The 24,468-nt window shown below is 63.2% G+C and carries 20 protein-coding genes; 4 read left to right on the top strand and 16 right to left on the bottom strand.

Going from position 1 to position 24,468, the window contains the following annotated elements:
* Positions 1-7: 7 nt before the first annotated feature.
* The 9 genes from PFEN_RS11655 to PFEN_RS11615 form a co-directional block, all read right to left on the bottom strand.
* Positions 8-2,020 (bottom strand): ribonucleoside triphosphate reductase, encoded by a 2,013-nt coding sequence (locus tag PFEN_RS11655; RefSeq protein WP_191486982.1) that lies wholly within the window; start codon positions 2,018-2,020, stop codon positions 8-10.
* A gap of 151 nt (positions 2,021-2,171) precedes the next feature.
* On the bottom strand, positions 2,172-3,164 hold the full coding sequence (gene moaA / locus PFEN_RS11650; RefSeq protein ID WP_191486981.1) for a GTP 3',8-cyclase MoaA: 993 nt from the start codon (positions 3,162-3,164) through the stop codon (positions 2,172-2,174).
* 25 nt (positions 3,165-3,189) lie between these two features.
* Positions 3,190-4,161, bottom strand: coding sequence for a peptidylprolyl isomerase (locus tag PFEN_RS11645; protein WP_191486980.1), 972 nt, complete (start codon positions 4,159-4,161; stop codon positions 3,190-3,192).
* Between the two features lie 10 nt (positions 4,162-4,171).
* A complete protein-coding gene (narI, locus tag PFEN_RS11640; RefSeq protein ID WP_191486979.1) occupies positions 4,172-4,852 on the bottom strand; it encodes a respiratory nitrate reductase subunit gamma in 681 nt (226 codons plus the stop codon).
* Positions 4,845-5,600 (bottom strand): nitrate reductase molybdenum cofactor assembly chaperone, encoded by a 756-nt coding sequence (gene narJ / locus PFEN_RS11635; RefSeq protein ID WP_191486978.1) that lies wholly within the window; start codon positions 5,598-5,600, stop codon positions 4,845-4,847. Before narJ ends, narI begins: the two co-directional genes overlap by 8 nt.
* Before the next feature lie 2 nt (positions 5,601-5,602).
* Positions 5,603-7,141, bottom strand: coding sequence for a nitrate reductase subunit beta (gene narH, locus PFEN_RS11630; RefSeq protein WP_191486977.1), 1,539 nt, complete (start codon positions 7,139-7,141; stop codon positions 5,603-5,605).
* Positions 7,142-7,152: 11 nt separating this feature from the next.
* Positions 7,153-10,920 carry a nitrate reductase subunit alpha gene (locus PFEN_RS11625; protein ID WP_191486976.1) on the bottom strand — a complete coding sequence of 1,256 codons (3,768 nt, stop codon included), beginning with the start codon at positions 10,918-10,920 and terminating at the stop codon, positions 7,153-7,155.
* Between the two features lie 69 nt (positions 10,921-10,989).
* Positions 10,990-12,387 (bottom strand): NarK family nitrate/nitrite MFS transporter, encoded by a 1,398-nt coding sequence (locus PFEN_RS11620; protein WP_191486975.1) that lies wholly within the window; start codon positions 12,385-12,387, stop codon positions 10,990-10,992.
* Positions 12,365-13,669 (bottom strand): MFS transporter, encoded by a 1,305-nt coding sequence (locus PFEN_RS11615; RefSeq protein WP_191486974.1) that lies wholly within the window; start codon positions 13,667-13,669, stop codon positions 12,365-12,367. Before PFEN_RS11615 ends, PFEN_RS11620 begins: the two co-directional genes overlap by 23 nt.
* Before the next feature lie 314 nt (positions 13,670-13,983).
* Between PFEN_RS11615 and PFEN_RS11610 the strand changes: the two genes are divergently transcribed.
* From PFEN_RS11610 to PFEN_RS11600, 3 genes are all read left to right on the top strand, one after another.
* Positions 13,984-15,786: a HAMP domain-containing protein gene (locus PFEN_RS11610; protein WP_191486973.1), complete on the top strand. Its 1,803-nt coding sequence runs from the start codon at positions 13,984-13,986 to the stop codon at positions 15,784-15,786.
* Positions 15,783-16,430 (top strand): two-component system response regulator NarL, encoded by a 648-nt coding sequence (gene narL / locus PFEN_RS11605; RefSeq protein ID WP_191486972.1) that lies wholly within the window; start codon positions 15,783-15,785, stop codon positions 16,428-16,430. The genes PFEN_RS11610 and narL overlap by 4 nt, the downstream gene beginning before the upstream one ends.
* Before the next feature lie 104 nt (positions 16,431-16,534).
* Positions 16,535-16,924, top strand: a complete 390-nt coding sequence (locus PFEN_RS11600) for a putative zinc-binding protein (protein ID WP_191486971.1) — start codon at positions 16,535-16,537, stop codon at positions 16,922-16,924.
* A gap of 27 nt (positions 16,925-16,951) precedes the next feature.
* Here PFEN_RS11600 and ubiT read toward each other — a convergent pair whose 3' ends face one another.
* The 7 genes from ubiT to norR all read right to left on the bottom strand — a co-directional run bounded on the left by ubiT (position 16,952) and on the right by norR (position 23,595).
* A complete protein-coding gene (gene ubiT, locus PFEN_RS11595; protein ID WP_191486970.1) occupies positions 16,952-17,422 on the bottom strand; it encodes a ubiquinone anaerobic biosynthesis accessory factor UbiT in 471 nt (156 codons plus the stop codon).
* Positions 17,416-18,306 carry a U32 family peptidase gene (locus PFEN_RS11590; protein ID WP_191486969.1) on the bottom strand — a complete coding sequence of 297 codons (891 nt, stop codon included), beginning with the start codon at positions 18,304-18,306 and terminating at the stop codon, positions 17,416-17,418. The genes ubiT and PFEN_RS11590 overlap by 7 nt, the downstream gene beginning before the upstream one ends.
* Positions 18,307-18,316: 10 nt before the next feature.
* Entirely contained in the window at positions 18,317-19,312 is a 996-nt protein-coding gene (gene ubiU / locus PFEN_RS11585; RefSeq protein WP_191486968.1) for a ubiquinone anaerobic biosynthesis protein UbiU, read from the bottom strand.
* A 131-nt stretch (positions 19,313-19,443) separates the two neighbouring features.
* On the bottom strand, positions 19,444-20,679 hold the full coding sequence (gene glp / locus PFEN_RS11580; protein WP_191486967.1) for a gephyrin-like molybdotransferase Glp: 1,236 nt from the start codon (positions 20,677-20,679) through the stop codon (positions 19,444-19,446).
* Entirely contained in the window at positions 20,676-21,230 is a 555-nt protein-coding gene (gene moaB / locus PFEN_RS11575; RefSeq protein ID WP_191486966.1) for a molybdenum cofactor biosynthesis protein B, read from the bottom strand. The genes glp and moaB overlap by 4 nt, the downstream gene beginning before the upstream one ends.
* A 96-nt stretch (positions 21,231-21,326) precedes the next feature.
* Complete coding sequence (gene pdxH / locus PFEN_RS11570; RefSeq protein ID WP_191486965.1) at positions 21,327-21,974, bottom strand: pyridoxamine 5'-phosphate oxidase; 648 nt, start codon at positions 21,972-21,974, stop codon at positions 21,327-21,329.
* Positions 21,975-22,065: 91 nt separating this feature from the next.
* Positions 22,066-23,595 carry a nitric oxide reductase transcriptional regulator NorR gene (gene norR / locus PFEN_RS11565; RefSeq protein WP_191486964.1) on the bottom strand — a complete coding sequence of 510 codons (1,530 nt, stop codon included), beginning with the start codon at positions 23,593-23,595 and terminating at the stop codon, positions 22,066-22,068.
* A gap of 154 nt (positions 23,596-23,749) precedes the next feature.
* Here norR and ytfE point away from each other — a divergent pair, with 154 nt between their 5' ends.
* Complete coding sequence (gene ytfE / locus PFEN_RS11560; RefSeq protein ID WP_191486963.1) at positions 23,750-24,424, top strand: iron-sulfur cluster repair protein YtfE; 675 nt, start codon at positions 23,750-23,752, stop codon at positions 24,422-24,424.
* Positions 24,425-24,468 lie beyond the last annotated feature (44 nt).

Below are 24,468 nucleotides of genomic sequence, written 5' to 3'. Positions count from 1 at the left end.
AGCGGAATCAATGGATGCCAACGGGCTGCTGCTCACGCAGCAAGACCTCGTCACACTTGGGACAGAACTCATGTTCGCCATCGAGATAGCCATGCACCGGGCAGATGGAGAACGTCGGGGTCACCGTCAAATAGGGCAGGCGAAAACGCCCGAGCGCCTTGCGCACCAGTTGCTTGCAGGCCTCGGTCGAGGAAATCCGCTCGGCCATGTACAGGTGCAGCACCGTGCCGCCGGTGTATTTGCATTGCAGCTCATCCTGCAACTCCAAGGCCTCGAAGGGGTCGTCGGTGTAGCCCACCGGCAGTTGCGAGGAGTTGGTGTAATACGGCGCCTGAGGCGTGCCGGCCTGGAGAATGTCGGGGTAACGCTTGAGATCTTCCTTGGCGAAACGGTAGGTGGTGCCTTCCGCCGGCGTCGCTTCGAGGTTGTAGAGATGACCGGTCTGCTCCTGGAAACGCACCAGGGTCGCGCGGACATGGTCCAGCAGCATCAGGGCGAACGCGCGACCCGGGGCGGTGTGCATGCCCTCCTGGTCGCCACTGAAGTTGCGCAGCATCTCATGCAGCCCGTTGAGGCCGATGGTCGAAAAGTGATTGCGCAAGGTCCCCAGGTAACGCTTGGTGTAGGGGTACAAACCGGCGTCCATATGGTGCTGGATCACCTTGCGCTTGACCTCCAGGCTCTCCATCGCCAATTCCATCAGGCTGTCCAGGCGTTGCAGCAGACCGCTGGTATCGCCCTTGAATACATAGCCCAGGCGCGCGCAGTTGAGGGTGACCACCCCTAGCGAACCGGTCTGTTCCGCCGAGCCGAACAGGCCTCCACCGCGCTTGAGCAACTCGCGGACATCCAGCTGCAATCGACAACACATCGAGCGCACCTGGTTGGGCTGCATGTCCGAGTTGAGGAAGTTCTGGAAATACGGCAGCCCGTAGCGGGCGGTCATTTCGAACAGGCGCTCGGCATTCTCGCTGTCCCAGGGGAAATCATGGGTGATGTTGTAGGTCGGTATGGGAAAGGTGAACACCCGCCCCTTGGCGTCGCCGGCCTGCATCACTTCGATATAGGCGCGGTTGAGCAGGTCCATTTCGACTTGCAGGTCGCCATAGGCGAAGGGCATTTCCTCGCCACCTATTATCGGGATCTGCTCGCGCAAGTCCTCCGGGCAGACCCAGTCGAAGGTCAGGTTGGTAAAAGGTGTCTGGGTGCCCCAGCGCGACGGCACGTTGAGGTTGTAGATGAACTCCTGGAGCGCCTGGCGCACCAGCGGGAAACTCAGGCGATCCTTGCGCACATAGGGCGCCAGGTAGGTATCGAACGAGCTGAACGCCTGGGCACCGGCCCATTCGTTCTGCAAGGTGCCGAGGAAATTCACCATCTGTCCCAGGGCGCTGCTCAAATGCTTCGGCGGCCCGGCCTCGACGCGCCCGGGCACGCCATTGAGGCCCTCGTGCAACAACGTGCGCAGCGACCAGCCCGCGCAGTAGCCGGCCAGCATGTCGAGGTCATGTATGTGCAGGTCCGCCTCGCGGTGGGCCTGGCCGATGGCTTCGCTGTAGACCTCGTCCAGCCAATAGTTGGCGGTAACCTTGCCCGACACGTTGAGTACCAGGCCGCCCAGCGAGTAACCCTGGTTGGCATTGGCTTGCACCCGCCAGTCCTCGCGGTCCAGGTATTCGTTCATCGAGGTCGCCACTTCGACCAGGGTCCGGCGGTCACGCCGCAAACGCCCGTGCTGTTCGCGGTAGACGATATAGGCGCGCATGGCGAGGAAAAAACCGGCGTCCATCAAGACCCGCTCGACCCGATCCTGGATCTGCTCGACATGCAATCTCGGCAGTCCTTCCAGGCGGGCCAACACGGCTTGCAGCAAGCCTTCGACTTCGACCTCGGTGTACTCCCCGGTGGCCCTGCCGGCGGCGATCAATGCCTGCCGGATCTTGTCGGCATCGAAGGCCACCCGCGTGCCGTCGCGTTTGTGCAAGCGGTTACATCCCACTGAAATCAGCATGCTCTGCATTCGCCCTCCAGACACTACATATAGATATTTAAAATACAGAAAACACAATATGCAGTGGATACTACGGAGATAGTGCCGGGTTGAAATTGATCGACGTCAAGAATCGCAGGCAAAAAAAAGCCGCCCCCCGGCGGCCGAAAAAAACCACGCGTCAACCACCACTCATATTCATGAAGCGGACGATCTGCACCTCCCCTTCGGGGCTGAAATCGTGACGCAGCGGCTTGCGCCGCAGCGCCTGTTGCACCGCCTTGATCAGCGGTTGGTCGTCCAGCGGATAACGCCGCAGCAAGCCGCGCAGATCCAGCGCGTCGTCCTGGCCCAGACAGAGCAGCAAGCGCCCTTCAACGGTCATTCGCACACGGTTGCAACTGCCGCAGAAGTTGTGGCTGTTGGGTGAAATGAAGCCGATACGGGTCTCGGGATGGCGCTCCAGGCGCACATAACGCGCCGGACCGCCGCTGTTCTCGGTGCTGTCGAGCAAGCGATAACGACTGGCGATCAGCGCCCGCACTTCGTCGCTGGAGCAGAACGACTCGCCCCGTGAACGGCCGACCTCGCCCAGCGGCATTTCTTCGATAAAGCTGATATCGATACCTTGCTCGATGGCGTATTGCACCAATGCCGGGACTTCATCGAAATTGCGCCCTTTCATCACCACGCAATTGAGCTTGATCCGCTCGAACCCCGCGCCGCGGGCGGCCTCGATGCCGTCGAGCACCTGATCGAGATCGCCGTTGCGGGTGATCGCGCGAAACTTCTGCCCGTCCAGGCTATCGAGGCTGATGTTCATCCGCTTGACCCCGGCCTCCGCCAGCGGTCGTGCCAGACGGCCCAGTTGCGAGCCGTTGCTGGTCATCACCAGTTCGCGCAAGCCGGGCAAGGCCGCGATACCACGGCACAACCCGACAATGCCCGGACGAATCAGCGGCTCGCCACCGGTCAGACGGATCTTGCGCACGCCCAGGCCGACGAACAGCGCGGCCAGGCGCTGCAACTCTTCCAGGGTCAGCACCTGCTGACGCGGCAGGAAGGTCATGTTCTTGGCCATGCAATACACACAGCGAAAATCACAACGATCCGTCACCGACATTCGCAGATAGTCGATCTGGCGCCCAAATCCATCCTGCATCCCAGTGCTCATCGCATTCCCCCGGTTGGCCAAGTCGTCACTGCACCAGCGGTGAGTCGGCACCCTGCAGCCGGATACCGCGAATATCCGCCGCACCGATCAGGGTTTGCAGGTACTGCACCAGGGCTTTTTGCCAGACACCTTGCTGCAACTGCGTGCGAATCGCCGTCGACACCGCTTCATAGGGCAACGCCATACCTTCGATCCGCTGGTCGACACTGACCACATGCCAGCCGTAGCGACTTTCCAGGGGTTTACTGGCCAGTCCCGGGGCCAGGGTGAACAGTTGGCGCTCGAATTCCGGCACGGTCTGGCCCTTGCTGATCTGTCCCAGGGAACCGCCCTGGGCCTTCGACGGACAGGCCGAATACTTCACCGCCAGTTCAGCGAAACTACCGGGCAACCCCTCCAGGCGCTGCAACAGCACGTCGGCTTGATCACGGGCCAGGGCGCGGGCCTCGGCATCGTCCGGCGCGCATTCGAGCAGGATATGTCGCACTGCCAGCAACGGGGCGCTGTGGAAGCGCCCACGGTTGTTCTCGAAGTAACGCAGGCAAGTGGCCTCGTCGCACTCAGGGACCTGCACCTCGCGCTCGAGCAACAAGCGCGTGGCGGCCTCCTCTTCGTTCTCGCCGGCACCGACCTGCAGCGCCAGGCCCAGTTCGGCAATGCGCTGCTGCAACAACTCGCGGATCACCAGCGCCCGGGCGGCCAGGTACACCGCCTCCTCGCGGCTTTCGGCCGGGTGATATTGCAGCTCCTGGGCCAGCGCCTGCGGGGTGATCGACACCTCGTTGACACTGATAATCGGCCACTCCTGCTCGCTGCTGGCGATCAACTGCGCCGGGGTCTCATCGGCAACCGCCGGTTCGGGCGCGAGCGCTTCGAACTGCACCACGGCGGCCGACGCGTTGTCGACTACTTCGGGTGCCGGCGACGGCGCTTGTGTTGAAGATCCGCAGCCACCGCCACCGCCTTTACCACCACCACATCCACATCCACCTGACATGATTGTCTCCTCAGATTTTCTGCCGAACGATTTGATAACGGCGTCCCAGGTACCAGATCGGCGCACTGACGATATGCACCAGACGGGTGAAGGGGAACAGCACGAACAGGGTCAAACCGAGAAACACATGCAGTTTGTAGATCAAGCCGACCGGAGCCATGGACGCCGCCGCTTCCGTCGGACGCAACAGCACGGTGTTCTGCGCCCAATCGGCGAGCAGGACCATCACCGAACCGTCCATATGCTCGGTGGACGCCACAATCGTCAGCAGCCCGAGCACCAGCTGCGCCAACAGCACCAGCAACACCAGGATGTCCGAGGTGCTGGAAGTGGCGCGAACCCGTGGATCGCCCAGCCGCCGATTGACCAGCATCAGCAGGCCGACCAGGCACAACAGGCCGAACAACCCACCGGAGACCATCGCCAGCAGTTGCTTGTTCTCGGTACTGATCACATGGTGATACACCGCCGACGGGGTCAGCAGGCCGACGAAATGCCCGGCCAGGATGAACAACACACCGATATGGAAGAAGTTGCTCGCCACGCGCATGCCGCGCGGGTTGAGCATCTGGCTGGAGCCGGCCTTCCAGGTGTACTGCGACAGATCGAAGCGCGCCCAACTGCCGATCAGGCAAATCGCCAGGGCGACATAGGGATAGATCCCGAACAACAACAGGTTCCAGTTAGACATTGCCCACCTCCCCGGCCGGCACGGCGGCCAGCCCTTCATGCTGAAAATCCACCCAGTGCAATGGCACCGCGCTTTCCTCCCGGGCCTTGCCCGGAGCGCTTGGCAGCGAACCGCAACGGTCCTGTTGTTCGGCCTGGAGAAAGTCCACTGCCTCCTCCTCCCAGATCTTGTCCAGCGCTTCCAACGAGTCGTCCCTCGGTTCGGCGGCGACTTGCGCGCGCAGCTCGGCGACCGCCTGCTGCGGCTCGGCACCGGCAATCTGCAACAACGCCCGGAAACAACTGGCGTAGGCACTTTCACGCTCGTCCAGACGCGCCGCGAGCAAGGCCAGCAGGTGCGCGACGTCCGCCAGGCCCTCGCGGGCCTCGAGGTCTTCGCGGGTGGACAGGAACTCCAGGTACAGCGGGATATAGTCGGGCAGTTCCTTGACACCGATGGCAAAGCCGGCGGCTTCGTATTGCGCCATCATGTCGACCATCGCCTGGCCGCGGTCACGGGACTCACCGTGCACATGCTCAAACAGCAGCAGCGACAGTGAGCGCCCACGACCGAACAGCGCACCGTAGTGCTCCTGCCCGTCCATCAGGTCGTTGGTGCAGATCAGTTCGAGCAACTCGAACAACGCACCGCGCTGCTTCGGGCTGATTTCCCGGGCCTGGATGATCGCCTGTTCCAGTTCGTCACGACCGCTCACCAGGGTTTCGGTGGGATAGTCGAGCAGCAGCGAAATCACTTTGAGAATGCGCATGCTCATTCCTCCCACAACTGCACGGTTTTCAAAATGTCGCGGCGATTGGCCTTCTTCGCGCCGAACATGTTGGTGTCGGAGCTGCCACTGCAGCCGCTGCCGAAACTGAAGCCACAACCGGAGCGTTCGGCAAAGGCATCGCTCATGGCGTCTTCACGGTGCGCGCTGGGCACGACAAAACGGTCTTCGTAGTTGGCGATCGCCAGGTAGCGATACATTTCCTCGACCTGGGCCACGCTCAAACCGACATCCGCCAGCACTTGCAGGTCCTGGACCCCGTCGACCTGCTCGGAACGTTTGTAGGCGCGCATCGCCAGCAAGCGTTTCAGGGCGCGCTTGACCGGTTTCTCATCGCCCGCCGTCAGCAGGTTGGCCAGGTAGCGCAGCGGAATGCGCAGGCTGTCGACATCCGGGATCACCCCGTTCATGCCCACGGTGCCAGCGGTCGCGGCATTCTGGATCGGCGACAGTGGCGGCACGTACCAGACCATCGGCAAGGTGCGGTATTCCGGGTGCAGCGGCAGCGCGAGCTTCCAGTCCACGGCCATTTTGTAGACCGGCGAACGTTGCGCCGAATCGATCACCGACTGCGGCACGCCATCGGCCAGGGCCTGGCGGATCACCGCCGGGTCGTTCGGATCGAGGAAGATCTCCAGTTGTTTCTCGTACAGATCCTGCTCATTGGCGGTGCTCGCCACTTCGGCGATACGGTCGGCGTCGTACAGCAGCACCCCGAGGTAGCGAATGCGCCCGACGCAGGTTTCGGCACAGACCGTCGGCATCCCGGCCTCGATACGCGGGTAGCAGAAGATGCACTTCTCGGACTTGCCGCTTTTCCAGTTGAAATAGATCTTCTTGTACGGGCAGCCGCTGATGCACATGCGCCAGCCGCGACATTTCTCCTGGTCGATCAGGACAATCCCGTCTTCCTCGCGCTTGTAGATCGCCCCGCTCGGGCAGGACGCCGCGCACGCCGGGTTGAGGCAGTGCTCGCAGAGGCGCGGCAAATACATCATGAAGGTGTTTTCATACTCACCGTAGATGTCCGCCTGGATCTGGTCGAAGTTCTTGTCCTTGCGCCGTTTGGCAAACTCGGTACCGAGGATTTCCTCCCAGTTCGGGCCCCATTCGATTTTCTCCATGCGCTTGCCGGTGACGATCGAACGTGGCCGCGCGGTGGGCTGATGCTCGCCCAGCGGCGCGGTGTGCAGATGCTGGTAATCGAAATCGAAGGGCTCGTAGTAGTCGTCGAGGCTCGGCAGGTCCGGGTTGGCGAAAATATTCGCCAACACGCGAAATTTGCCGCCGATCCGTGGGTTGATCGAACCGTTGGCGTTACGAACCCAGCCACCCTTCCACTTGTCCTGGTTTTCCCATTCCTTCGGGTAACCGATCCCGGGTTTCGATTCGACGTTGTTGAACCAGGCGTATTCCATGCCTTCGCGGCTGGTCCAGACGTTCTTGCAGGTGATCGAGCAGGTGTGGCAACCGATGCATTTGTCCAGGTTCAGAACCATGCCGATTTGTGAGCGAATCTTCATGTCAGTTCTCCTCAATCCAGCTCGGTCGGCAGGGGACGCGGCAGGTCATCGCCGGACGAACCGTCGAGCCAGTCGACTTTGGCCATCTTGCGTACCACGACGAATTCGTCGCGGTTGCAACCGACCGTGCCGTAATAGTTGAAACCGTAGGCCTGCTGGGCATAGCCGCCGATCATATGGGTCGGTTTGAGCACTACCCGGGTGACCGAGTTGTGGTGACCGCCGCGGGTCTTGGTGGTTTCCGAACCGGGTACGTTCACGATCCGCTCCTGGGCGTGGTACATCATCACCATGCCTTCCTTGACCCGCTGGCTGACCACGGCCCGGGCGGTCAGCGCGCCGTTGACGTTGAAACATTCGATCCAGTCGTTGTCCTCGATGCCGGCGCGTTTCGCGTCGATTTCCGAGAGCCAGACAATCGGCCCGCCACGGCTGAGGGTGAGCATCAACAGGTTGTCGCTGTAGGTGCTGTGGATGCCCCATTTCTGGTGCGGGGTGATCCAGTTCAGGACGATTTCGATTTCGCCGTTGCCGCGCTTGCCTTTCACCCCTTCGATGGTCCGGGTGTTGACCGGCGGCCGGTAGCTCATCAGTTGCTCGCCGAAGGCCTGCATCCACGGGTGATCCTGGTAGAACTGCTGGCGACCGGTGATGGTGCGCCATGGAATCGCTTCATGAACGTTGGTGTAGCCGGCGTTGTAACTGACGTGATCGTCCTCGAGCCCGGACCAGGTCGGGCTGGAAATGATCTTGCGCGGCTGCGCCTGGATATCGCGGAAGCGAATCGCCTCGTGGGCCTTGGACAGGGCCAGGTGACTGTGGTCGATGCCGGTGAACTCGGACAGCGCGGCCCAGGCCTTCACCGCCACATGGCCATTGGTTTCCGGGGCCAGGGAGAGAATCACTTCAGCGGCGTCGATGGCCGTGTCGATCTTCGGCCGCCCCTGGCTGATGCCCGCCGCGCCTTCGCGGTAGTTCAGCTCGCCGAGGAATTTCACTTCCTCCTCGGTGTTCCAGTTGATGCCCTTGCCGCCGTTGCCGTGCTTCTCCAGCAGCGGCCCGAGGGAGCTGAACTGTTTGTAGATGTTCGGGTAGTCGCGCTCCACCACCTGCAGGTTCGGCGCGTTCTTGCCTGGCTGCGGCGCCACGCCGGCGGTTTTCCAGTCGGTGCCGCCGAACGGCTGGGCCAGCTCGCCAACGCTGTCATGCATCAACGGTACGGTGACCAGATCCTGCTCGACGCCCAGGTGTCCGACCGCCATGGCCGAGAACGACTTGGCGATGCCCTTGTAGATCTCCCAGTCCGAACGCGATTCCCAGGCCGGATCGATGGCCGCCGACAGCGGGTGAATGAACGGGTGCATGTCCGAGGTGTTCATGTCGTCTTTCTCGTACCAGGTTGCCGTCGGCAACACGATGTCCGAGTAGACGCAGGTCGAAGACATGCGGAAGTCCAGGGTTGTCACCAGGTCGAGCTTGCCAATGGCGCCCTCGTCGACCCATTCCGCCTCTTCAGGCTTGCAGTCGCCAACCTGGCCGATGTCTTCGTTCATTACCCCGTTCTTGGTGCCGAGCAGGTACTTGAGCATGTACTCGTGGCCCTTGCCCGAGGAGCCCAGCAGGTTGGAACGCCAGATGAACATATTGCGCGGGAAGTTCACCGGACTGTCCGGCTGCTCACAGGCAAAACGCAGGGAACCGTCCTGCAGCGCCTTGACTACATAGTCCTTGGGGGGCAGGCCGACGGCGGCGGCATCGCGGCAGATATGCAGCGGGTTGGTGTTCAATTGCGGGGCGCTGGGCAACCAGCCGGCGCGCTCGGCGCGGATGTTGTAGTCCAGGGCATGCTCGGGGAACTGGCTCTTGTCGGCCAGTGGCGAGAGCACGTCGTGCATGCTCATTTTCTCGTGGCGCCACTGGGAGCTGTGGGCGTAGAAGAAGCTGGTGCCGTTCATCTGCCGTGGCGGACGGCTCCAGTCCAGGCCGAAGGCCAGGGGTAGCCAGCCGCATTGCGGGCGCAGCTTTTCCTGACCGACATAGTGTGCCCAGCCGCCACCGGTCTGGCCGACGCAACCGCAGAGCATGAGCATATTGATCAGCCCGCGGTAGTTCATGTCCATGTGGTACCAGTGGTTCATCGCCGCGCCGACGATGATCATCGAGCGACCACGGGTCTTGTCGGCGTTGTCGGCGAACTCGCGGGCGATCTGGATCGCCTTCTCGCGGCTGACGCCGGTGATCTGCTCCTGCCAGGCCGGGGTGCCGGGGACGCTGGCGTCGTCGTAGTCACGGGCCACGTTGGCGCCGCCCAGGCCACGGTCAATGGCCAGGTTGGCCGCCGACAGGTCGAACACGGTGGCGACCTTGACCTGGCTGCCATCGGCCAGGGTCAGGTTGTGCACCGGCACGCGGCGGTATTGCACGGCATCGCCGGCAACATGCTGGAAGTGCTCCTGGGACTCGCCGGCAAAATACGGGAACGCCACTTCGGCGACCGCATCGCCGATCAGGCTCAGCTTCAAATCGATCTCGCGGCCTTGTCCGCCTTCACGGGCGAGGATGTTCCACTTGCCCTTCTCGCCCCAGCGATAGCCGATGGAACCTTGGGGCGAGACCAGTTCGCCGCTGGCATCCAGCGCAATGGTTTTCCATTCCGGGTTGTTTTCCTGGCCGAGGTTGTCGGTCAGGTCCGAGGCCCGCAGGAAGCGGTCCGGTTGATAACCGGAACCCGGGGCGACACCAAGCATCGGCTTGAGCAGCACCAGCACCGGCAAATCGGTGTAGCGCTTGGCGTATTCGGTGAAATAGGCGCTCGGCTTGTCCAGGTGGAACTCTTTGAAGATTACATGGTTGAACGCCTGGGCCAGCGCCGCGTCGGTGCCCTGCTTGGGGTTGAGCCAGAGGTCGGTGAGCTTGGCCACTTCCGAATAGTCGGGGGTGATGGCCACGGTCTTGGTGCCCTTGTAGCGGACCTCGGTGAAGAAGTGCGCGTCGGGGGTGCGGGTCTGCGGAACGTTGGAACCCCAGGCGATGATGTAGTTGGAGTTGTACCAGTCGGCCGACTCCGGCACGTCGGTCTGTTCGCCCCAGACCATCGGCGAGGCCGGTGGCAGGTCGCAGTACCAGTCATAGAAGCTCAGGCAGACGCCGCCGATCAGCGACAGGTAGCGGGCACCGGCGGCGTAGCTGACCATCGACATGGCCGGAATCGGCGAGAAGCCCACCACTCGGTCGGGACCGTATTGCTTGATGGTGTAAACGTTGGCCGCGGCAATGATCTCGTTGACTTCTTCCCAGTTGGAGCGAATGAAGCCGCCCATGCCGCGCTTGCTTTTATAGGAATCGGCCTTGGCCTTGTCCTCGACAATGCTGGCCCAGGCTTCGACCGGTTCCAGGGTCTGCCGCGCATCGCGCCAGAGCTTGAGCAACGGCTTGCGGATCTTCGGGTACTTGAGCCGGTTGGCGCTGTAGATGTACCAGCTGTAGCTGGCACCCCGAGGACAGCCACGCGGTTCATGGTTGGGCAGGTCGTTGCGGGTACGCGGGTAGTCGGTCTGCTGGGTTTCCCAGGTAATCAGGCCGTTCTTCACGTAGATCTTCCACGAGCAGGAGCCGGTGCAGTTGACCCCGTGGGTAGAGCGTACGATCTTGTCGTACTGCCAGCGCGAACGGTAGACATTCTCCCAGTCGCGGGACTCCTTGCGGGTCTCCCCGTGACCGTCGGCGAACTCGCTTTGCTTGCGGTTGAAAAACCGCAGTTGATCCAGTAAATGACTCACGCTGTACACCTCTCAGACTTGCCGCGGGGTTCTGTGCCCCGCCCACGCAATGGTTGGATTCGGGTCGACTCAGCAGGGTGTCGCGGCGCCTTTGCGCGCGTACCACCACCAGGTCACCACGATGCAGCTCAGGTAAAAGCCGACGAACATGTAGAAGGCCATCTCCGGACCGCCGGTCTGGGCCATCGAAGTGCCGAAGGATTTGGGAATGAAGAACGCACCGAAGGCGCCGACAGCCGAACTGAAGCCCAGGACCGCGGCCGATTCCTTGCCGGCATCTTTCAGGGCCTGTTCGCGGACGGCGGGGGCTTGCCCGGCGGAGCGTTTTTCATGCAGGGTGCGGAAGATCACCGGGATCATCCGGAACGTGGAACCGTTGCCGATCCCCGTGGTGACGAACAGCAGCATGAACATGCCGAGGTAGCCGTAGAAGTTGCCGCCCACGCCGCCGTGGGGCAGGAAGTGCAACACGCCGAACACCATCACGATCATCGCCACGAAGTTCCACAGAGTCACCTTCGCGCCGCCGAGCTTGTCCGCCAGCCAGCCACCCAATGGGCGTACCAGCGCACCGACCAGCGGGCCGAGGAAGGCGAATTTCAAGGCGATGACATCCGGGAAGGAGGTCTTGATCAGCAGCGGAAACGCCGCGGAAAAGCCGATGAACGAGCCGAAGGTCGCCAGGTACAACCAGCACATCAGCCAGTTGTGCTTGCGTTTGAAGATCACCGCCTGCTCGCTGAACGAGGCCCTGGCACTGGACAAGTCATTCATGCCGAACCAGGCCGCCAGCGTGACCGCGATAATGAAGGGAACCCAGATGAACCCGGCGTTCTGCAGCCACAACTGGCCACCGTCCGGCAAGGCTTGCGACGCACCGCCCAAGGCACCGAACACGCCGAAGGAAATCACCAGCGGCACACAGAACTGCATCACCGAAACGCCCAGGTTACCCAACCCGGCATTCAGTCCCAGGGCCGTGCCCTGCTGGGATTTTGGATAGAAGAAGCTGATGTTGGACATGCTCGAGGCGAAATTGCCGCCACCAAAACCGCAGAGCAAGGCAATCAGCACGAACACATTGTAGGAAGTACCCGGGTCCTGCACCGCGAAGCCCATCCAGATCGACGGCAACAGCAGCGATGCGGTGCTCAGGGCGGTCCAACGGCGGCCGCCGAAGATCGGCACCATAAAGGAGTAGAAGACCCGCAAGGTGGCCCCGGACAGCCCCGGCAACGCCGCCAGCCAGAACAGTTGGTCAGTGGTGAAGCTGAAGCCGATGGCGTTCAAGCGCACGATCACCGTGCTCCAGACCATCCACACGGCAAAGGCCAACAGCAGCGCGGGAATGGAAATCCACAGGTTGCGCGTCGCTGTTTTCTTGCCGCTACGGCCCCAGAACGCGGGGTCCTCCGGGCGCCAGTCATGAATGACCGGGCCGCTGTCAGGCTTTTGTAGAACGGACATATTCGTCTCCTTGGACAATGCTGGAAAACGGGGCAATGGCGACCGCGGGCTGTTTACCCAACAGCGGGCGACGGCGCATTTCGCTGAAGTACATCCAGGTCAGGGAGACCCAGACCACGCCGTACATCAACATGAAGCAGGAGGAGCGCACGCCGGTCAGGTCCACCAGCGCGCCGAACAGAATCGGCAGGACGAAGCCACCCAAGCCACCGGCCAGGCCGACGATGCCGGACACCGCGCCCATGTTTTTCGGGTAGTCGTTGGCGATGTATTTGAAAACCGAGGCTTTGCCAAAGGCGAAGGCGATGCCCATGACGAACAGCAGCACCGTGAACAGCGTCGGGCTCAGGCCGATATGCAGATCCAGCGGGCCGTTGATGGTTTGCACTTGCAGTTGGGTCTGCGGGTAGGACAGCAGGAACAGGCAGATCCAACTGACCCAGAGCACCCACCAGGTCACGCTCTGCGCGCCCCAGCGATCCGACATCCAGCCACCGACGGCGCGCAGCACGCCGCCCGGCAGGGAAAAGCAGGCGGCCAGCAGCGCCGCGCTTTGCAGGCTGAAGCCGTATTCCTGCACGTAGTATTTGGTCATCCACAATGCCAGCGCGACATAACCGCCGAAGACGATCGAGTAGTACTGGCAGTAGCGCCAGACCGCCGGGTCCTTCAGTGAAGCAAGCTGTTCGCGCAGAGGGATGCCCGAAGCACTACGGTGCGTCTTGTTTTCGGCAGTGAGAAACCAGAACAGCAACGCGGTGATGAACAGGATCGCGCTGAAGACTTTCGGCACCAGGTGCCAGCTACCCGCGGCGATCAGCGCCGGGGCGAGAAACTTGGTCAGCGCGGACCCGGCATTGCCTGCACCGAAGATGCCCATGGCGAAGCCCTGGTTGTCCTGGTCGAACCACTTGGCGACATAGGCGATACCGACGGAAAACGACCCGCCGGCCAGGCCGACGAACAGCCCCAGGACCAGGAACTGCCAGTAGGCGCTGGCGTAGGTGATCAGGTACAGCGGCAACACGCAGGACAGCATCAACAGGAAAAACACAATGCGTCCACCAAACCGGTCGGTCAGCAGCCCCAGCGGCAAGCGAACCAGCGAGCCGGTCAGGACCGGGGTGGCGACCAGCAGGCCGAATTGGGTTTCGTTGAGCTGGAGCAGTTCCTTGATCGGCACGCCGAGCACGGCAAACATCATCCAGACCATGAAACACACAGTGAAGGCCAGCGTGCTCATACCCAGCACCAGGCCTTGTCGTACACGCGGTTGGGTCATGTCGCTCTCCAGTCAGTTAACCATGGCGGCAGACTAGAGAGGCGGACCCCGTAAAAACTTGATCCTTATCAACGAAGCCCTGGGGGTTCCTGGCCTATGCTGGCGACGTCTACCTCCAAAGAGGTAGACGGAAAAACCCTCCAGAGCCTTTGTTTATCAGCCTCTTGCCTTCGTTCCGCGAAGTTTTTGCTGGCATCGAACGATCGACAACTCTTTAGAGGTAGAACGCCAGGGATCGGCAGCAACACCATTGCCAACCCTGCCCTGGAGTTCGATATGCCCGGTTTTCCCCTCGTTGCCCCGGGGCAACGCAAGTGATTCGCTGGTTGCGCAGCTCCCTGCCCGCCCGCGCCGGGCTCGCGGTGATCCTGATCGCCATACTCGCCCTTGCCAGTTCATTGAGCGCCGGGCTGATCGCCTGGTTCAGCCAGGGCGATGCGGCCGCCATCAACACCGCCGGCTCGGTGCGCATGGAAACCTATCACCTGAGCTGGAAACTGGCCTCGGGCGCCAGCCACGAAGACATCGGCCACCTTATCGAGAGCCTGCAACAACGCCTCAACAGCCAGTCGCTCAAGGCCGTGCTGGAAGACGGCACGAACTTCGACCTGCAAGGCAATTACCAACAGATTCAGCAAAACTGGACCGAGACGCTGCGTCCGGCCCTCGAACGGGGCGATAGCGGCACGTTTCAAGCCAGCGCCGAGCCCTTCGTCGAACAGTTGAATCAGTTTGTCAGCCTCCTGCAACGCCAGAGCGAGCAAAAACAAGGCTGGCAACAGGTGATTCAAGGCGCGGCCCTGTTCACCACCATGATCATCCTGTTGCTGGGGCTGTACGAGCTGCAGTACAGCGTGGTCACCCCGCTCAAAGAGCTGGTGGAGGCCACCCAGCGCTTTCGCCGCGGCGACTTCCAGGCGCGGGTCAACCACCAGTCCACGGACGAGCTGGGAGAGTTGGCCACCAGCTTCAACGCCATGGCCGAGACCATCGAGGCGTCCCACCACACGCTGGAGACCCAGGTCCGGCAAAAGACCCTGAACCTGCAACAGGCCAATGCCGCCCTGGAACTGCTCTATCAAGGCAGTCGCAGCCTGGCCACGCGCCTGGCCAATGCCGAAGGGCTGGATGAGCTGATCCGGCGCTTCCAGCAGCGTCTGCCCGGCTTGAGCCTGTCGCTGTGCCTGCAAGGCCGGTTGCAGGCTCCGGCCCAGCAACTGCTCGTCCTGCATGGCGCCAACAGCCGGGATGTGTGTGCCGGCGGTCACTGCGCCACCTGCCAGAAGCATCACCAGGGCAACCCGCAATCCTTCAGCATCAGCAACCAGGGCAGCGAGCTGGGCGAGCTCAAGGCGCACTTCGTCGACGGACACGCGCCGCAAGCCTGGGAAACCAAGCTGATCCAGGCCCTGGCCAACCTGATCGGCACCTCGCTCTCGCTCAAGCGCCAACGGGAACAGGACCATCGCCTGCTGCTGCTCGAAGAACGCACCATCATCGCCCGCGAACTGCACGACTCCTTGGCCCAGGCGCTGTCCTACATGAAGCTGCAAGTCAGCCGCATGCAGACCCTGATGCGCCGTGGCGAACCGGTGGCGACCCTGGAAACCGTCACCGCCGAACTGCGCGAGGGGCTGAACAACGCCTACCGCCAGTTGCGCGAATTGCTGACCACCTTTCGCTTGCAGATTCATGACGCCGGGCTGGTGCAGGAACTTCAGGACACGGCCGAGGAGTTCTCCAGCCGAGGCGATTTCCAGGTGCATCTGCACGTCGACAGCCTGGCCTTCGAACTGTCCGCCAGCGAACAGATCCACATTCTGCAAATCACTCGCGAGGCGCTATCCAACTGCCTGCGCCACGCCCACGCGCAGAATGCCTGGCTGCAACTGCGCCAGGACGGCGAAACCGTGCGCCTGTCGATCGAGGACGATGGCCGTGGCATCAGCGGCAGCGTCGACCAACGCGAACATCACGGCCTGAACATCATGAAGGAACGCGCCCGCAGCCTGCATGGCCAGTTCCAGATATTTTCCAGGGTGCCCCAGGGCACCCTGGTCCAGATGGAATTCCGACCGGAATTTCTCGGGCAGCAAACAGAAGGTAGCCTCACATGAAACTGTCCCCGCAATACCGGATCCTGCTGGTCGACGACCATCCGATGATGCGCCATGGCATCCGCCAGATACTCGAACTGGAGGACGACTTCCAGATCGTCGGCGAAGCCAGTCACGGCGAAGAAGCCCTGGCCCTGATCGAGCCGCTGCAACCCGACCTGGTGCTGCTCGACAACAACATGCCGCGGATGAACGGCATCGAGACCCTGCGTTGCCTGCGCGCCATGAACTACCAGGGCAAAGTCCTGCTGTTCACCGTGTCCGACGCCGAAGACGATATTCGCGATGCGCTGCGCCTGGATGCCGATGGTTATCTGCTCAAGGACATGGAGCCCGAGTTGCTGATCCAGTACATCCGCGATGCCTTGAACGGCACCCTGGTGGTCAGCCCGGGCCTGACCCGGGTCATGGCCCAGGCCCTGCGCTCGCCACCGCGCCAGGTCGAGGTCGAGCTGACCGAGCGCGAGCGCCAGGTACTCAAGACCATTGCCAGCGGTTTGAGCAACAAGGTGATCGGCCACAAGCTGGGCATTACCGAAGGCACGGTCAAGGTTCACGTGAAGAACCTGCTGCACAAACTCGGCCTGCGCTCGCGGGTCGAGGCGGCGGTATGGGCCATGGAGCATCTGCGCGGCGCCGGCTGAAGCGCATGGCCCTCGGCAGCCCCGGCGCGAGCGGACTTGATCGCAATCAAGGCGCGGAACTGACAGCCTCGCACACTGGGAGGGTCCATCAGCGGAGAGCGTTCATGTCCCTTTCATCCTTGCCTCTGGTTTACTCCTGCTCAGGTTGCTCCAACGTCGCCCAACTGGCCAACACCCTGGCCCTGCGCCTGGATCGCGAGGGCCTCGCGGAAATGTCCTGCATCGTCGGAGTCGGCGGGCATGTCGCCGCGCTGGTCAACAAGGCCCGCTCGGGACGACGGATCCTGGCGCTGGACGGCTGCCCGCTGCAATGCGTCGAAAGCTGTCTGCAACAGCATGGCCTGCGAGCCGATATGCACCTGATCCTCAGCCAGCACGGCGTGCGCAAACGCTACGGCGAAGATTGCAGTCCGGCACAGGCCGAGGAGCTGTTTGCCGAGATCGGGCAACTGCTTGAGCATGACCGGCAGCCAGCCCCACTGCCGCTCAGTTAAGCCCCCCGCCACCACTTCAAACCTGCCTCAGCCCGCCGCCAGGCCCTTCCCGGCACGTTCCAGGTTGCGCCATAGCCAGGCCGGCAGGACCTCGGGGTCGAGGCTGTCGATCAGGTTCTTCAGGGTCAAGCCCAGCTCGGTGTCGCCCTCGATGACCAGGCGCCGACGAAAGAACAGCGTGTCCGGATCTTCCTGGCGACTGGCCAGGAGCAGGAACTCCCGCCAGTTGCCGCTGATGGTCACATCGGCCCGGGCCCGCGCGGCAATCTGCAAGCCCTCGCGGCCTCGGGTCAGGTACCAGGTCAGCCCCAGATCGGGCACCCGCAGGCACAACCAGCGGCCGCGCAACAGGTCGAACCGACCCTCACTCAACGGCTCGGCGAAACAGCGGTTGAGCCCCTGCTGCAAGGCCAGCCGTTGCAGCCCGAACGGCACCCGGCGGACCAACGGCAGCAAGCGGTCGGCACCGCGCAACAGCCACTTTTTCCGATTCAACACAGGCCCACCTCCTCGACACGCAACATCCCCGCCTGGCCATGCCAATAGCCGTTGCAGCCGTCCACAAACAACGGTGGCGTCTCGCCCTGGCGGACCCGCTGATAGGCCGCGATCACCTCGGCCATGCCCTGCGCCCGAGGGCTCAGGCGTAACAGATCGGCACCGCAGGCGACCAGCCCGGCATAATCGGCCAATAGATTGGTGACCTCGGCCGACATGGTCTGAATGCCGTTGAGGGTGAACAGCGGCTGGCCTTCCTGACTGCTCAACGCCAGGCCATCAGGGTATTCGATGCAGCAGAACTGGCAGTCGTCCTTGGGTCGGTTTTGCGCGCGGGCGGTGAAACAGCGCGCCGAATAGGCCAGGGGCAAATGCCCATAGGCAAAGACTTCGACTTCCGGCAGCGCCCGGCCCAGTTCGCGCACCTGGTCGAGCACCGCGCGGATCAGCGCCGCCGAACACTCCACCGGTGGTACCCAGCGGATCATCCCGCAATCGAGCAACTGCCCAAGGGCATGCCCGTTGTACAGGTTCAGCGCCGGGCCAGCGACGAAGGGCAGCTGGCGTTCGGCGAGAAACTGCACCGCGCCCATATCGTTGGCTTCCACCAGCAACTCGCCGTTGTCGCACAGGCGCCGCAGGCTGGAGAATTCCGACGCGGCCTCGATCAGGGTCAGGCTCGACAGCACCAGTTGCGCCTGGGAGCAGCTTTGCAACTCGCGTCCCAGGCCCAACCATTGATCGAGGGAAAAGGCCCGGCGTTTCGAACACACGGTTTCCCCCAGGTAGATCACATCCAGGGGCAAGGCCGACATCTCGGAGTAAAACTGCCCCAATTGCGTTTTGTCCCAGTAAAACAGCACGGGTCCCAGGCTGAGCTTCATTTCCAGTCCCTCATTGCCAGGCTCGATGATAAGCACCCAGAGTGGTCTGGCTGCCTTCGGACAAACCGGCCAGCGCCTGGCGCCACTGGTCCTTGACCGCAAAGCCGTGGGGCTGGGCGCGATAGGCATCCAGCGCGGCGCGCCAGACCCGGGTGACCTGCTCGACATACGCCGGGCTGCGTTGGCGGCCTTCGATCTTCACCGCGGCGACACCGATCGCCGCGAGTTCCGGCAACAGGTCCAGGGTGTCGAGGCTGGTGGGCTCTTCCAGGGCGTGGAAGCGCTTGCCCTCGACCAGGAACCGGCCTTTGCACAAGGTCGGATAGCCGGCCGGCTCGTCGGGGGTATAGCGGTCGATCAGGACTTCACTCAGGCGTGCGCTCAAACCCTCGGCATCGTCGCTCCAGCGCACCGCCTTGGCCGGCGAACAGACGCCGCACAGGTTCGGCGACTCGCCGGTAATGTAGGAAGACAGGTGGCAGCGCCCTTCGGCCATGATGCACAAACTGCCGAAGCCGAAGACTTCGATGGGCACCGAACTGCTGGCCGCGACCTGGCGCACCTGGGCCAACGACAGCACCCGGGGCAGCACGGCGCGGCGAATGTTGTAGCGCTGGGCGTAGAACGCCAGCGCGCCGGCATGAGTCGCCGAGCCCTGCACCGACAAGTGCAGGGGCAGTTGCGGATGACGTTGGCTGGCGTAACTCAAGACCCCCGGATCAGCGGCGATCAGTGCGTCCACGCCCAGGTCGGCGGCACGATCCACCGCACGCTGCCAGCGCTCCCAGCCCTTGGGCTGCGGGTAGGTATTGACCGCGACATAGAGTTTGCGTTGATGTTGGCGAATATGCGCGACCGCCGCGTCGAACTGTTTGTCGTCCATGTTCAAGCCGGCGAAATGCCGGGCGTTGGTGTCATCGCGAAAGCCGACGTAGACGGCATCGGCGCCTTCGCGCACGGCCGCTTTCAGCGCAGGCAGGTTTCCTGCCGGGCAGACCAGTTGCATGGGTAATCCTCATGAAAGAACTTGTCTGGCCCCGTGTGCACTGCGTGTCGCCAGCAGGCCCGGGGCGATCGACAATGCGCTGCCAGTCTAGCGAGACCGGCAGCCACGGCCTTGACGGCAATCAATTGCCATCAATGCATCAGCTCGGCGAAGGGCAGGAAACTGACCAGGTCGTGCTGGCGCACCTGCTGCTCACACTCCACCACTGCCAGGCCGTCGGCCCAACAGGCCGCGCTCAGCATCGCCGAGCTCTGCTGCGGGTGCAGTTCCAGCCACAGCTGGCCATCGGCCCTGGGCACCAGTTTGGCCCGCAGATACTGCCGCCGCTTGTTACGCTGCGGCCAGTCGAAACCGGCCGGCAAGGCCAGTGGCCGAGGCAGTACCTCGCTCACGCCCTGGGCCCTGAGCAGGAACGGCCGCAGCACCACCAGGGCGGTAATCAACGCCGCCGAGGGATTGCCTGGCAGGCCGAACCAAGGCTTGCCGGCCACTTCGCCAAAGGCCAGCGGCTTGCCCGGCTGGATTGCCAGGCGCCAGAAATCCAGGCTGCCGAGCGCCTCGATCGCCTGCTTGAGATGATCTTCCTCGCCCACCGAAACCCCGCCCGAGGTCAGCAGCAGATCGCATTCCGAAGAGGCCAGGCTCAAGGCGTCCCGGCTGGCGGCCAACTGGTCGGCCATGACCCCGTAGTCATGCACCTCCACGCCCCAACCGCGCAGCAACGCCGACAGACAATAGCGATTGCTGTTGTAGATCTGCCCTGGCGCCAGAAGCTGACCGGGCTCGCGCAACTCGTCGCCACTGCTCAGCAGACACACCCGCAACGGTCGATAGACCTCGACCCGGGCGATGCCGACAGCCGCCAGCAACCCCAGCTCCTGGGCCCGCAAGCGTTTGCCGGCGCTCAGCAGCAATTGCCCCCGACAAACCTCCTCGCCTTCCTTGCGCACATGCTCGCCGGCAGCGACCGACGGCAACCAGACCAGCCCCTCGTTGGCCCGACAATGCTCCTGCGGCACCACGGTGTCGGCCCCCGGCGGCAACGGCGCCCCGGTAAAGATCCGCGCCACCTGCCGTGGCAGCAAGGGCGCCGCCGCCGCTTGCCCGGCGGCAATCCGCCCGCCCAGGGTCAGCCAGCCGCCTCCCGGCGGCAGGTCGGCGGCACAGCAGGCATAACCGTCCATGGCGCTGTTGTTCCAGCCGGGCAGGCTCAGCGGCGCCATCAGGTCCTGTGCGAGCACCCGCCCCAAGGCCTGATCCAGAGGAACCGTCTGCACCGCTGGTGGTGGTGGCGCCTGGTCCAGCAGATGAGCGATCGCCTGGTCCACCGGCGTCAGGTGACCACTGTCGCAGACCCGGCCGCTCATGAGCGCACCTCGCAAGCCTCGATCACCCGCTGCGCCTGCGGCTTGAGGTGCGGCGCGAAATTGCACGGGCCGGTACGGCTGTCCAGTTGTTCGACCAGGATGCTGTTCCAGGCGGTGCGGCAGGCACCCGGCGAGCCCGGCACGCAGCACACCAGCACGCCGTTGCTCATCCCGGCGAGCGCCCGTGACTGCAGGCTGGACATGCCGATTTCCGCCAGGGACACCTGGCGGAACAATTCGCCGAAACCATCCACCTGTTTGTCCAGCAGCGGCTGCACCGCTTGCGGCGTATTGTCGCGCGGGGTGAAGCCGGTACCACCGGTGGTCAACACCACCTGGACCTCGGGATCGGCGATCCAGTGCGAGAGTTTGGCGCGGATCTGATAAATATCGTCCTGGACCAGCGCACGATCGATCAGTACATGCCCGGCGGTTTGCAGCAAGTCGCTGAGGGTCTGCCCCGAGGTGTCGGTGGCCAGGGTGCGCGTATCGCTGATAGTCAGCACGGCGATGTTCAGTGGTGCAAAGGTGCGTTGCGTCAGATGGGCCATATCCAGCCTTCCTGTAGATAAATATCGGCCCAAGCCTGAACCGAAACAGTGTGTGAACCTATTCCTCCAAGGAGGTACCTCGACTGGCAGCACGGCTCACGGCGCCAGGCGGCCATGCGTCCAGACGCCGTCGTGCAGCCGGTAATCCAGACGATCGTGCAGGCGGTCGGCACGTCCCTGCCAGAACTCCAGGCGTTCCGGTTGCAGGCAGTAACCGCCCCACTGCTCGGGACGCGGCGGCGACTGCTCGGCGAAGCGCTCGACCGTTTGCGCCAGCAGCGCTTCCAATTGCGCCCGGTCGGCCAGTGGCTGGCTTTGCGGTGAGGCCCAGGCGCCAAGACGACTGGCCATGGAACGTGAGTCGAAGTAGGCATCGGACAGCTGCGGGTCCAACCGGCAGACCGGGCCTTCGATCCGCACCTGACGCTCCAGCCCCGGCCAGAAGAAGGTCATGGCGGCATGGGGGTTGGCCGCCAGGTCCTGGCCCTTGGCGCTCTGGTAATGGCCGAAGAAGGTAAAGCCGGCCTCGCTGAAGCCTTTGAGCAGCAACACCCGACAATGCGGCCGGCCCTGCGCGTCGACCGTTGCCAGGCACATGCTGTTGGCTTCGACCGGTGCCTGCTCGGTGTCGCGGGCCTGTTGCATCCACTGGCGGAACAGCAGCAATGGATCATCCGGTGCCGTCGCGTCCGGCAGACCGTCCAGGGTGTAGTTACGGCGCATCTGAGCCAGGGAAAGAGGCATGCGGGTGATCTCCGGTAAGGGTTGCGCACAGTCTGCGAGACCGCGCGCGCCAACACCTTGACCGTCATCAACAGCGAGCCTCGCTCGGTCCCTACTTGAGGCCCAGGCGCCGGGCCAGTTTGTGCAGATTGCTGGAATCGACCGCCAGCAGCCGGGCGGCGCTGGCCCAGTTGTTCCCGGCCAGACTCAAGGCCTGGAGGACTTTCTGTCGCTGACAATCGTCAATGGCTTCACCCAGGGACTGGAACGGCAGGTCGCGGTTCACCTCCGGGGGCAACCGATTCAGCGTCTGCGCCGCGCCCAGGGTGCTGTCGAGATCGAGTATTTCCGGCTCCAGCGTACTGATCAGGCCGCGACTGCCGCCACGACTGAGCTGTTTCAGCGCGGCGCGGCTGATCACATGTTCCAGCTCGCGTATATTGCCCGGCCAGTGGTAGGCCAGCAGCGCGCGCTCGGCCGCCAGCGACAGGCGCAGACCGCGCAGGCCGAGCCGGGTGCGATTGAGTTCGAGAAAATGCCCGGCCAGCAGCAGCACATCGTTGCCGCGTTCGCGCAGCGGTGGAATCGGCACCGGGTACACCGACAGCCGGTGGTAGAGGTCGGCGCGAAACAGCCCGTCGCGAATGCTGTCCGGCAGATGCCGGTTGGTCGCGGCGATAATGCGCACATCCACATGCAGCGGCTTGTCCGCGCCCAGGCGCTGGATCTCGCCGTTTTGCAGGGTGCGCAACAACTTGGCCTGTACGCTCAAGGGCAGCTCGCCGACCTCGTCGAGAAACAGCGTGCCACCATTGGCGGCATCGAAACGCCCGGCACGGTCGCTGGTCGCCCCGGAAAACGCCCCTTTGACGTGCCCGAACAACTCACTCTCGGCCAGGGACTCCGGCAAGGCCGCGCAGTTGACCTGAATCAGCGGCTTGCGACTGCGCCGGGACAGACGGTGCAGGCGGCGGGCGAACAATTCCTTGCCGACTCCGGTCTCGCCCAGCAGCAACACCGGCAAGTCGGAGTCGGCCAATACGTCCAGCTCGTTGAGCAATTGATGCAGGACTTCGCTCCGCCCGAGGATCTCGCCCTCCTCGACCGGCATCCGCAGGTCCCGGGGATCGCTGCGGGACAAGCGCAGGCTGCGGTTTTCCTGTTCGAGACGGGTGACCCGCACGGCAGCCTCGATCTGCAAGGTGCAACGCTTGAGCTCATCCCGCGCCTGGCGATCGAAGGTGCCGGGCTGCAATGCATCCAGGGTGATCGCGCCCCAGACCCGCCCTTCCACATACAGGCTCACGCCCATGCAGTCATGCACCGCCAGGGGTTCGTTGACCGCATTGTCGAGCAGCCCGTCATAGGGGTCCGGCAGACGGCTGTCGGGCTCGAACCAGGTCGGCTCGCGTGACGCCATGATCGCCGCCAGGCGCGGATGCTGGGCAATCACAAAGCGCCGCCCCAAGGCTTCGTGCACCAGCCCCACCGTCGCTACCGGCCTGAGGCTGTCGTCATCCAGGCGCAGCAGGCCCACGGCGCCACTGTTGAAGTACTCGCGCAGGGTCTGCACCAGTCGTTGCAAGCGCACGGCGTTGGGCAACTCGACGATCAGGTCGGCCGCCAGACTTTCACGCAGCATGGTAGTCATTACCCCTTATGGTTTTATTCACCCTGACGCATCAGGGTCATCATCACCACAACAAAAAAATAATCCAGTACTTTCAATCGGTTATAGCTGGCATGCCGGATGCAACAAGCCGAGGGAACCCCTGAAACCCCACGAAGGAACCCTGATGAGCCAGACACTTCTCGAACAAAGCCTCGGCCAACTGGCATGCGATATTCCTGGCGCCACGCGGATTTTCCATCACTTCAACCTGGACTTCTGTTGCGGCGGGCAGAAAACCCTGCGCGAAGCGGCCCTGGGCAAACACCTCGACCCATTGCTGATTGCCGACGCCCTGCACGACCTGCAGGACAGCGGCGCGAGCCAGCATGACTGGCGCAACGAACCCGAGGACCTGCTGATCGCGCATATCCTCGAGCGCTATCACGCCCGGCACCGCGAACAACTGCCAGAGCTGATCCGCCTGGCGCGGCGCGTCGAGCAGGTCCACGGTGCCCGCGACAATTGCCCGAACGGCCTGGCCGACCACCTGCACGACATGCAACAGGAACTCGAAGGGCACATGCTCAAGGAGGAGCAGGTGCTCTTCCCGATGCTGCAGCGCGGCCTCGGTCGCCAGACCGCCCCGCCGATCCAGGTGCTGCGCCTGGAACACGATCAACATGGCGCGGCCCTGGAAATCCTGCTGGCCCTGACCGACAACATCACCCCGCCCGCCGAGGCCTGTAACACCTGGCGCGCCCTGTATCGCGGACTGCTGGAATTTCGCGATGACCTGATGCAGCACATCCACCTGGAAAACAACATCCTCTTCGTCAGCGCCCTGAACCCTGCCCACTGAGCCCCACCCAGCAAGCGAACCCGCAACCGCCAGATGGCGGCCGC

The sequence above is a fragment of the Pseudomonas sp. FEN genome (assembly GCF_904067045.1).
In the GTDB taxonomy this organism is placed as follows: Bacteria; Pseudomonadota; Gammaproteobacteria; order Pseudomonadales; family Pseudomonadaceae; genus Aquipseudomonas.
The sequence above is the reverse complement of the archived record's forward strand: the minus strand, read 5'-3'. Positions and strand labels throughout refer to the sequence as shown.